Consider the following 9424-nt stretch of genomic DNA (forward strand, 5'->3'; position numbering starts at 1 on the left):
ATTAAGCTGCCTCTGCGTTAAGGTTTAAAATTTGATTGGCAATATCTTCTGATACCGTGTACTTGCTCTTGATCATGTTGAGCAGGTCAACCGGGTCTTTGCCTTGTCTGATTGAGTTCGTCCAGGCGCTTGCATTGTGATCCAGCATGGATTGCGTGAACTCGGGCAATGTCGGAGTAATGTCTTTTTCTTCCCTTACGATGGCGCCAGTTTGCTCAAAACGTTCTGCTTCGTCGGGGTCAACAATTCCAGAAATACCAAAGGCGTAACGCCCGGCCTGTATAGTTGCCTTGTGGCGCAACATCCGGTTAGGCCACTTCTTCCAGGTGTCGGTATTGCGAGTGCATTCACTCATGTACTCAGTCACTGTTACCGGGCGAGTGGTGTTTTTTCGGTAGATGGAACACTTGATAGCAACCAATTGGCCGTTATCTAAAATATCCTCATGCTCCATGCCATCAAACTCGGGATGGTTAGTGATAATTTTGAGCCAGCCATCAATCGACACGATAGGCTGAATGCCGCCCCCTTTGGCCGGGAATGCGTAAATCTCTTTTACCAGAGGGTTTAACTTGTATTCATTGGCAACGGCCATGAAGCTGACAAACTGGTCATTGGTAACCTGGTTACCACCGTTAGGCATGACGGTATTGATTACTATGCTGTGAAGCTCTTGCTCGCTAACTGAAAGGCGCTTTGCGACTTGTGCTAATGCTGTAGTCATATTACATACCCTCCAAAAAAGCCGGACGTCCTTGTCCTATGGATAAACCCAGGTAGTGGTTTGGAGGTAAATCGTCAGAGCAATAAGCGGCGAGGTCGGCCAGTAAACCGGGGATGCGCTCTTGCTCAGTATCGAGGTTAATTGTTCTTACCGGGCTTTCTGTATGAAAACCCTCATAAACAACTACGTTGATGGAATCTTTCTTAAGGCCGCTAAGCCACCAGTTTGCGCGTTTGCCGGGTATGTTGTTAATTGCCCGACATGCGTTATCAATATCTAATACGGCTTGTTCAGCCTTTATTTCGTTACCCATTCTGATACACTCCTGTGCTTGCTAATATTGGCTAATCAGGTTCCGCAAAAACGTTGTTAGCCTGTTTTGGTTGGCTCCCGAAAGGGGGCCTTTTAACCATTCAGCTGGTGACTGATGCGCCCTTACTTGGTCCGAAGAGAAACCAGTAAAGCAATCACCATGTGAATGGTCAGTAATTCAGTGGATTTGCCCCCTCAATCTTTGCTCTTTCGAGTTTTTTCGGGATTAATTCACTCAAAATCCCTTCAATCACCGATAGAATTGTTTCTGAATTGTTTCTGAAAAGAAGTTTTTCGATGTCTTCATGCGTGCATTCTTCGGTTAAATCTTCCGAATCTATGTCCACGCCGTTTACCGTAAGGGCCTGGCTATCGAGGAATGATTGCGCCAAAAGCGTTAAATTGTCCTCAATGTCACATTCGTCTATTTGAAATTCAGGGGTTGGCAATACTATTTGTGGAGTATTTACCACAAACATATGAACCTGTGGGATGTGCACCACGGAATGAAGAATTTTTTTACCTGCTTTTTCTTGCCCCAAATGTGCAGTGGTGTTAACTTGCTGTTTAATATCCCCTTTAGCAGCAATGCCTGTAGGAAATTGCTTACAGACACCAGTTTTTGAACTGTTATTATGTGGGACGGAATTAACAATATTTTGGGCTGTGTTATTCACTGTGACATTCCCCATATTTAGTTAAATGTAATAGTTAGTAATTAATCAAAAGTGATGCGTTGATTAGTTACCTTGATAAAGTTTGCAATATGATGTTGATGTAAATCGCAAACCGTGTACAATTAAATGTATGCGTTACGCGGAATTATGTCAAGTCAAAGTGTGTATTTATTTTTGTTTGTCTTGATTGCGGAGTGTTAGCAGGTCTAAAGCTCTGGTAAATTGCATAACACTGTACACAAGTACAGTTATTAAAGAGCAAAATTACTGGAGAATTAGAGATGAAAGCAAATTGTAGCGCACTAAAGAAAATAGCAATCGTACTTTTAATTGGTGGATTTGGTTTTTCTGCTGTTGCCGGAGGTGGCAACGGTAATGGTGGTGAGCCACCAAAGAGATCAAGCCAGGAAAATGGAGAAGGTTTCAGCATCTGTAAGTCATTCCCTTCTATTTGCTTATTGGCATCAGGTGGCGGGAATGGGAATGGAGATGAGCCTAAAGAGTAAGTTGACGGCAGAAGAGATAAAACAACTTTTTTACCTAGTGGGACAAATCGGGCTGATCATTGATATGGTGGCTCTTTTTGTCCTTAACTTAGTTAGATCTGAAAGAACTGCTTTTGTTGCAATACTGACTTTTTCAGTGATCTTGAACTTTTTCCATTTTGGATGGGAGTGGTTTTTAGGATGGCTGGGGGAGCAAGGGGAAGGTGGCCAGTTTAAGCCACTGGTCAGAAATTTGTGGTACTTGGGATTCGCAATCACTGATTTTTATATGGTCAGGCTTGCTGTCAAGTATTGTGCTAGGCACGATTTAACGAAAGGTGAGTTCGGAACTTTAGTACTTTTTAGTTATTTAGTTGTTGGGTTCATTCAGATAGCGAGATACTTAGATAGAATCATTCTTGAGACAGATGTGTTGGGGGCATTTTATAAAAGCGCGATTCCTACCATAAATTCATTAGTGACAATCTTCGTTATTATTTATCTTTCTCTGACTTTATGGTCCAAGTATTCCCCAAGCACTTATAAAAGGTGTGAGGCTGGTTATTTCAAGCTCAAAAGATGGCTTGCTCTTTTAGTGCAAGGGCTATTGAGCAGAGCAAAAACACAATAATGCTATGGAAACTATAGTGGTAAGGTTATTGGCATGAACGATATTTCGGTTTTTTTAAATTTAATACTGGTTCTTTTCGCTTCAATTTTTGGTGTGATTGAGGTTGTGAGGTTTTACTTATACTTTAAGGGTAAATCTGAATTAGATGAGATAAAGAGTCGCAACCAAGGCATTGAAGATGTTGAAGTCTTAGTAGATCAGCTCTTAGATTTAAAGAATCACTGTGCTAGCTTTTCAGAGTTTAGTGAAGAGCAGGATCTAATATATGAGAAGTTGAGAAAAAACAGGGTTTATCGCAATGCCCTGAAAAAAGTTAATAGACATAAGTTACCCAACGTTATCCAGCTTGAGCTTCATCGTAAGGCTGTTGGCGGTCGCAAAGCTTCTTAAATATAGTAGCTAAAAAATCATCAAACCCATTTTCACGAGATTCAGTTACAATTCCAAACTCTTTGGCCTTGTCTAATTGATTTTCAATAATATCCATTATTTCCTGAGTCTGAATGAAAGGCGCTTGGGATTTGGACTCCTCTAATAAACTGGTGATCTCTTTCCCTGTTATTAGGAAATACACACCCGTTTTACCAATCCTACTTTCAAGACATTCACCAAGATACACCAAATCATCGGTCTTTGGCTTTCTGTATCCCGTCTCATAGTTCGATATTCTGGACTTTTTCCACCCAGTTATGGCAACAAGTTCGTCTTGAGTAAGATTTGCTAACTTCCTCACTCTTTTTACTCTATCAGCTAAAGATTGCATTTGCCTGCTTATTATAGTCTGCGTAGTGCGGATATTGTTGCATAACTTCGCACACTCTGTAAATATTACAGTTACAATAGAGTCAATATTATTGCCATTAAAAATTCAGAACAGAATTAAAAAAACCTTAACTAAAAAGGATTGCCCGACCATGATGATTAGCAATATATTTGCATTTTTTAGCAGGTCGCTGAAAGGAGGAATGCAAAGGGCTTTACACACCTATGGAGGAGAACCCTCAAAACTTATTCTTCAGCACATGTATTGTTACGTTTCTTCACACAGTTATGGGTACGAAATATACGCCAATTGCTACCATGAATGCTTTGAGACTCAAATGACTAGTAACATGTTAACTGTCTATAAGTCTAGAAACTATGATAACCGCCAAGAAGCTGAGGCAAATCTAGATATTCAAATAATTAATGCTTCCAAGCACTTCAGAGAGGTAAAGTTTTATAGGACTAGATATCTCCCTGAATACGGAGTGAATTCAGAAGTGTTTGGAGAAGATTTGTGCTGTCAAAATGCAAACTGGTTTGCTAGCAATGGCTACCCTAAAAATTTTTGCGGAAACTGTGGGGCCGCTTATTATGAAAAGCCAGAAAAACTTCTCTGCGAAAAATGTGGGGAACCGCTCAGTTTGTAAATCTAATAAGTAGTTCACCCTATACACAAATAAAACTCCTCTCCATTTAGTAAATTTTAGGTTAGCAAAAAGCTTTTATTCTTGATTTAGTGTGCATAATGCGTAATTATAAATCGCAAACCGTGTACGTGGTAATCAAATGAAGAATAGAATTAGGGAATTGCGAAACAGCACCTCGCCTAAAATAACTCAAAAAAAGTTGGATGGCATTTGCAGCCTAAAACAAGGTCGAATTTCCAGTTATGAGACGGAGGCAAGAGCTCCTAGCTTGGAAACGGCGAGACGAATAGCTTCTGCATTATTAAGGCTTGGAGCCAAGACGCAGGCTGGTAATAAACCATCATTTGACGACGTCTTCCCCCCTGAAAAGGAGGATGCGGCGTGAAGTGGTTAAAGCGTAAATTTGCCAAATGGCTGGCACCTGAATTCGAAAGTCTTATCTCACACCGTGCCATTCCATTAGCTGAAGGTCAGGAAGTCCGGCACCGTCATTTTTCCGGTAGATTCAGAATTCAACGCATCTCTGGCAATAAGAATAATGCCACCTGTATAGATCTGGATACCAAAGAAAAGCGAAAATTCAGGCTGGAGCTATTGATCGGGATTCGAGTATCAAGGGGTGAGGTGGCCGAAGCCACCTCTACATCAAAGGATGCCAATCGTGTCTAGGGCAACTAGCAGCGCGGTAAGTGCGCCAATCACCTTAGCCACATCAAGGTTCACTTTAATGCGGATGTTGGAATGTTTCATTGAAGTTAGTACCTTCGAAACGACCCAACGCGTTAGGTCTTTATTAGACCGTTTGGATTATACTGCCAAAGTACGGATGGCAGTTCGGTCTGCCCTGTCTAGAATGGGCTCGCCTGAAGAGAATGGCGCTAACTCATACGCGGGTAAAATTCATAACAAGTCCCAGACTGTCATGCCACGGGTACCACCCTTGGATCAACCCCCCCGTATTGGAAAGCTGTATTCTCTATACATCACTACCAATGATGTATGGACGCCCGGTTTAGCATCTCTTCCATTATTCAAGGAAAGCGGAAATAAGACCCCTTGCGAGTCAGCATTACCTGGTCTTCGAGAAGCGTATGTCTTAAATCGGCTGCTTAAAGAATGGCTTAATCAGCTTACCGCAAAGTGGAACTCATTTAAAACGGAATTACTTCTTCCATTTCAGCCAAATAAAAAAGCCAATGATCAGCAATATGAGAATTGGTGCAGCCGAATCAATAAAGCTGTTTGTGTTAACAGAGCTTTCAGATTCTTGTTGAATGGTAGCTGGCGCTTTTCCTCCACCCGTAATAACTTTATCGGGCATTTTGCCGCCACCGCCTCCAATCTGCTCTCTGGTAGGTTTTTCGCCGCCAGAGCTGACTTGTTCAAATCGCTGAGGCTTTTCACCGCCAGAACCAACAGACAAACCGATAGGGGGCTTTTGCTTGCCGCCAGCAACTTCAAATGTTGGCGGGTCTTTCTTGCCACCTGTAATCAAATCATCAATGTATGGCTGCTTCTGTTTGGAGCCAGTTACTTCAAGCGTGGGCGGCTTCTGTTTACCACTACCTGTTACCAGAATATCGAGAACAGGGGGGTGCTGTTTACCGCCTCCGAGAGAAAAGAACTTCAGGAAATCGCGCTTTCCTCCGGGCTTACTAGCGTTGCTGAAATTCATAATTTAGAACGCCTTAACGATATCAAGATAGATTCTTGGTTTAGCAACCTGGGTCGGGTTGTTAATGATGTGCTTAATATCCATGACAACACCGTTCAGGTTTTGTCCTGCTGCATTGTACGAAATGACATCACCTCGAAGAGGAAGCCGCTCAAATTTACCAATAACGCATATTGGCTGTTCTTCCTTTTCGGCGTGGTACTGGAGTGTCGCTTCAATCATTTCAAATCCTTTTTCAATTCAATTCTTAGATGTGAATCAGAGTATATATCTACAAAACAACGGGAAGCAAATTTCTCAGGAGGTATCTATGCAACAGCATGAGTGTTTCGTTAATACAAATGGTTGCCTGGCCTTACTGCCAGTTAATCGCGAACTGGCCTGTAAAGCCGCCGCCAATGACGATGGGAGAGGGCCGCAAGACAATGTAATGCCATTGGCTAAGATGGCGAAGAAAGACGGCTACGAGCCTTTAGGGGCTGCTTAAAAAACAAAACCCCGTTAACGCTCTGGTAAAGCAACGGGGTTAAGTCATACAGACGAGGTTATTATGACAAATACTGCGGAGGTGTACAACCTTCAGGAAATTAAAGAGCGGGGTGGTATCGTGAAAGCTGATACTGACGATGGTTTTATCATGCTCGCCACCACGTTAAACAGGCACTTAGGCAAGTTTGGCTTATATCGCCTTAACGGGCGAGAGCGGTGCTTTATCGATTGCGTTATTGAAAAGACTTTTGGCTACAAAAAGAAAATGGATTGGATCAGCGAGCAGCAGTTTGCTGAGTTTATGGAGTTAGATGGCACATCAAATATCAGCAAGATTAAAAAGGGTTTGCTCAACAAAAAAATCCTCATCGAGGACGGTAAAAAGATAGGAGTAAACCCTATTGTTTCAGAATGGGAAACCGTCAAAAATAACTCGTCCGACAAGTCAAATTCGACTGCTAAACAGTCAAAAACGACTGGTGACAAAAACAGTCAAAAACGACTGGTTGAACAGTCAAAAACGACTGGCGGGCAGTCAAAAACGACTGCTATAGCAGTCAAAAACGACCCCCACAAAAGAATAAACTATACAAAAGATAATAATACAAAAGATAAGGGGGCTATCGAAAACATCGATTTGCCTGGTTGTTTGCCAAGAGAGAATTGGCTCGAATTCATATACCACCGAAAGACCATTAAAAAACCCTTATCTGAACTTGCCGCTACCAAGTTTTTGAAAAAAGTTGGAAGGTTCCACGGTAAAGGCTATGACGTGATTGAGTGCATTGACCAGGCTATCACCTCTGGCTGGTCGGATATTTACGAGCCTAAAAACTTTGGGCCCATTAAACGCCAGTTACAGCCTGAAAACTTCGAACAGCGCGATTACGGCGAATCGTCAGTGGCTTTCATGGAGAGCGGTAATGAGTGAAGTTCAGACTAAAACCATGACCTGTGCAAAGCATGGGAAATACCAGGCAAATTACATTGAACTGTTTGGTCGCGAGATATGCAAAAGCAAGTGCCCTGCATGCGAAGCGATAAACAACGAAGTTGCCAAAAACAGTCAAGCCGCAGCAGAGTCATACGAGCGACAACGCCGTGTGAACCAACTGCATTGCGATGTTCCGAAACGTTTTGGCAAGGCCGGTTTTGATAACTATCAAGCGCCAGAAGGTAGCGGCGAGTCCAAAGCATTGGGAACATGCAAGCGATTTGCTGAAAAATTCCCTGAACTCTCAGATATTGGGGCTGGGATGATTTTTTGCGGTAGCTTGGGAACGGGTAAAACCCATCTTGCCATCTCGATTGCAAAGCACGTTGTCAGCTTAGGTTTTGCTGCCAGATACATGAACGTGATGAATATCATCAAGTTAGTACGTGAAACATGGGACAGGGAGGCGGCACCGGGGGCGGAGCGGGAAGTAATGAAGCAGCTCACAGAGTGCGACTTGCTGGTCATTGATGAAGTAGGTGCGCAGATGGGAACTGAGAACGAGCGAAACATTTTGTTTGAAATCATTAATGGCCGCTATGAAAACGTCAAATCTACCATTGTTATTTCAAACCTTGACCGGAAAGAAGTTGCAAGCCTGATCAGTGAGCGCTCCGTTGACCGCATCACCGAGGGCGGCGGCGTACTTACTTTCAACTGGCAAAGTTACAGAGGGAGAAAGGCCGCATGAACTCACTAGACATACGCACAAACTGGTCAAAATCCATTAAATCAGATGTTAACCAGGGCAAAGTTGAAAAGCGCCGACAGATTGAGTTAATCGAAATGGCTAAGCGCTACAAAGCGGAAAACGATTGCACATTTGAAGAAGCCAGAAAAGTGATGGGACTGTAATGCAGGGAAACTACCACACCATTAACTCAGAACAGTCGCTCAACGACTTCATCAGGAAGTTAAGGGGCGATTGGGAAAAGCACAAGTGGTTGCAGGTTCAAGTTGCTAATGAGAAGCAAAGGAGCCTGTTACAGAATAATTCATTGCACCTTTACTGTGACATGGTGGCCAATCAGTTAAATGATATGAATCTGGACGTCAGGGATGTATTGAGTAATTCAAAGCGGAAAGAAATCCCATGGACCGCCGCCGCGGTCAAAGAGCATTTATGGCGCCCGACTCAGGTAGCCTACAACGGCAAGCATTCCACAACGCAGGCCAGCACCAAGGACTATCCAGCAATCTATGATGCATTAAACAAGGCATTGGGCCAAAGCTTCGGTATATACGTGCCATGGCCCAGCCGGGAGGCGGCATGAAAATAGTTAGCAAGAAAATCCGCAACTCGGCTAAAGGTGAATCTTGCACACTAAGAGTTAGCCCCGATTGCCAGGATGGTGAGACGGTTGTTTTCTGCCATTTGAACTCAGGGTTTAGAGGTGTCGGCCTTAAAAGTCCAGACTTATTCGGCGTATACGGGTGCATGCATTGTCACCAGCTACTTGACGCCAACAAAGTGGACGCATACGACCAGTTGAGGGCGTTACAAGAAACTCAAATGAAGCTCGCTGAGAAGGGTTTGATTAAGGTGGCCGCATGAGAACCGCGGCAAGGAAGGATGATAATCACAATGAGATTTCAGCTACCTTTGAGAGTCTTGGGTACACCGTGCTGGACATAAGCCAGTTGAAAAACTGCTGCGATATCTTTGTTGCAAAAGCAAAGCGAACAATTGCGGTAGAAATAAAAGATGGAACCAAGATGCCGAGCGCCAGAAAGCTTACTAAAGGCGAGCAGCAATTCAGAGATTTGTGGCGCGGGGAGTGGGCGCTCATCGAGTCTGTCAATGATGTTATTGAGTTGGATAAAAAAACAAGTTAAGACCGTGCGCAACTGATTAAACAGCCGCAGAAGCTGTAAAGCCGACGCTTAAGAAGCGGTACAACATAACAACAGGTGATTTATGCAAAAAAGTTACTTCGATCCGGTTAAGTTCGTCAACAAAATAAAACGTTTAGCCCGTAAGCCTGTAATCACATATCGAGGTAACGAGCGCATTCAATACCGGTC

At 43.2% G+C, this 9424-nt stretch carries 19 protein-coding genes; 13 read left to right on the forward strand and 6 right to left on the reverse strand.

The annotated features are described in order from the left end of the window. Position 1: 1 nt before the first annotated feature. The 3 genes from ACXAGP_RS08165 to ACXAGP_RS08175 all read right to left on the reverse strand — a co-directional run bounded on the left by ACXAGP_RS08165 (position 2) and on the right by ACXAGP_RS08175 (position 1713). Positions 2–724 carry a RecT family recombinase gene (locus ACXAGP_RS08165; protein WP_475260681.1) on the reverse strand — a complete coding sequence of 241 codons (723 nt, stop codon included), beginning with the start codon at positions 722–724 and terminating at the stop codon, positions 2–4. A gap of 1 nt (position 725) precedes the next feature. Further along, positions 726–1037: a hypothetical protein gene (locus ACXAGP_RS08170; protein WP_475260682.1), complete on the reverse strand. Its 312-nt coding sequence runs from the start codon at positions 1035–1037 to the stop codon at positions 726–728. 169 nt (positions 1038–1206) lie between these two features. Beyond that, entirely contained in the window at positions 1207–1713 is a 507-nt protein-coding gene (locus ACXAGP_RS08175; RefSeq protein WP_475260684.1) for a hypothetical protein, read from the reverse strand. A 281-nt stretch (positions 1714–1994) separates the two neighbouring features. Between ACXAGP_RS08175 and ACXAGP_RS08180 the strand changes: the two genes are divergently transcribed. From ACXAGP_RS08180 to ACXAGP_RS08190, 3 genes are read left to right on the forward strand one after another with little or no spacing between them, the layout of a single operon-like run. After that, the gene (locus ACXAGP_RS08180) at positions 1995–2219 is read left to right on the forward strand and encodes a hypothetical protein (RefSeq protein ID WP_475260685.1); all 225 of its coding nucleotides are present in this window, start codon (positions 1995–1997) and stop codon (positions 2217–2219) included. Further along, complete coding sequence (locus ACXAGP_RS08185) at positions 2191–2829, forward strand: hypothetical protein (protein ID WP_475260686.1); 639 nt, start codon at positions 2191–2193, stop codon at positions 2827–2829. The genes ACXAGP_RS08180 and ACXAGP_RS08185 overlap by 29 nt, the downstream gene beginning before the upstream one ends. A 33-nt stretch (positions 2830–2862) precedes the next feature. Then, complete coding sequence (locus tag ACXAGP_RS08190; RefSeq protein WP_475260687.1) at positions 2863–3219, forward strand: hypothetical protein; 357 nt, start codon at positions 2863–2865, stop codon at positions 3217–3219. Here ACXAGP_RS08190 and ACXAGP_RS08195 read toward each other — a convergent pair. After that, on the reverse strand, positions 3167–3592 hold the full coding sequence (locus ACXAGP_RS08195; protein WP_475260688.1) for a helix-turn-helix domain-containing protein: 426 nt from the start codon (positions 3590–3592) through the stop codon (positions 3167–3169). The two genes, ACXAGP_RS08190 and ACXAGP_RS08195, sit on opposite strands and share 53 nt — an antisense overlap. Before the next feature lie 37 nt (positions 3593–3629). On the opposite strand from ACXAGP_RS08195, the gene ACXAGP_RS08200 reads away from it, so the two are divergent. The 3 genes from ACXAGP_RS08200 (at position 3630) to ACXAGP_RS08210 (ending at position 4910) form a co-directional block, all read left to right on the forward strand. After that, entirely contained in the window at positions 3630–4241 is a 612-nt protein-coding gene (locus ACXAGP_RS08200; protein WP_475260689.1) for a hypothetical protein, read from the forward strand. 139 nt (positions 4242–4380) lie between these two features. Next, a complete protein-coding gene (locus ACXAGP_RS08205) occupies positions 4381–4626 on the forward strand; it encodes a helix-turn-helix transcriptional regulator (RefSeq protein ID WP_475260690.1) in 246 nt (81 codons plus the stop codon). Beyond that, positions 4623–4910 carry a hypothetical protein gene (locus tag ACXAGP_RS08210; protein WP_475260691.1) on the forward strand — a complete coding sequence of 96 codons (288 nt, stop codon included), beginning with the start codon at positions 4623–4625 and terminating at the stop codon, positions 4908–4910. Before ACXAGP_RS08205 ends, ACXAGP_RS08210 begins: the two co-directional genes overlap by 4 nt. A gap of 493 nt (positions 4911–5403) precedes the next feature. Here the strand turns inward: ACXAGP_RS08210 and ACXAGP_RS08215 are convergent, their stop codons facing one another. Continuing rightward, positions 5404–5916 (reverse strand): hypothetical protein, encoded by a 513-nt coding sequence (locus ACXAGP_RS08215; RefSeq protein WP_475260692.1) that lies wholly within the window; start codon positions 5914–5916, stop codon positions 5404–5406. A 3-nt stretch (positions 5917–5919) separates the two neighbouring features. Continuing rightward, entirely contained in the window at positions 5920–6138 is a 219-nt protein-coding gene (locus ACXAGP_RS08220) for a hypothetical protein (protein ID WP_475260693.1), read from the reverse strand. 88 nt (positions 6139–6226) lie between these two features. On the opposite strand from ACXAGP_RS08220, the gene ACXAGP_RS08225 reads away from it, so the two are divergent. From ACXAGP_RS08225 to ACXAGP_RS08255, 7 genes are all read left to right on the forward strand, one after another. Beyond that, positions 6227–6403, forward strand: coding sequence for a hypothetical protein (locus ACXAGP_RS08225; RefSeq protein ID WP_475260694.1), 177 nt, complete (start codon positions 6227–6229; stop codon positions 6401–6403). A gap of 63 nt (positions 6404–6466) precedes the next feature. Then, on the forward strand, positions 6467–7336 hold the full coding sequence (locus ACXAGP_RS08230) for a replication protein (protein ID WP_475260696.1): 870 nt from the start codon (positions 6467–6469) through the stop codon (positions 7334–7336). Then, positions 7329–8090, forward strand: coding sequence for an ATP-binding protein (locus ACXAGP_RS08235; RefSeq protein ID WP_475260697.1), 762 nt, complete (start codon positions 7329–7331; stop codon positions 8088–8090). The genes ACXAGP_RS08230 and ACXAGP_RS08235 overlap by 8 nt, the downstream gene beginning before the upstream one ends. Further along, positions 8087–8254: a hypothetical protein gene (locus tag ACXAGP_RS08240; RefSeq protein ID WP_475260698.1), complete on the forward strand. Its 168-nt coding sequence runs from the start codon at positions 8087–8089 to the stop codon at positions 8252–8254. The genes ACXAGP_RS08235 and ACXAGP_RS08240 overlap by 4 nt, the downstream gene beginning before the upstream one ends. Then, complete coding sequence (locus tag ACXAGP_RS08245; protein ID WP_475260700.1) at positions 8254–8673, forward strand: hypothetical protein; 420 nt, start codon at positions 8254–8256, stop codon at positions 8671–8673. The genes ACXAGP_RS08240 and ACXAGP_RS08245 overlap by 1 nt, the downstream gene beginning before the upstream one ends. Next, complete coding sequence (locus ACXAGP_RS08250; RefSeq protein WP_475260701.1) at positions 8670–8954, forward strand: nuclease domain-containing protein; 285 nt, start codon at positions 8670–8672, stop codon at positions 8952–8954. The genes ACXAGP_RS08245 and ACXAGP_RS08250 overlap by 4 nt, the downstream gene beginning before the upstream one ends. After that, the gene (locus tag ACXAGP_RS08255) at positions 8951–9235 is read left to right on the forward strand and encodes a hypothetical protein (RefSeq protein WP_475260702.1); all 285 of its coding nucleotides are present in this window, start codon (positions 8951–8953) and stop codon (positions 9233–9235) included. The genes ACXAGP_RS08250 and ACXAGP_RS08255 overlap by 4 nt, the downstream gene beginning before the upstream one ends. Positions 9236–9424 lie beyond the last annotated feature (189 nt).

Source organism: Planctobacterium sp. AWM4_229, assembly GCF_056160305.1.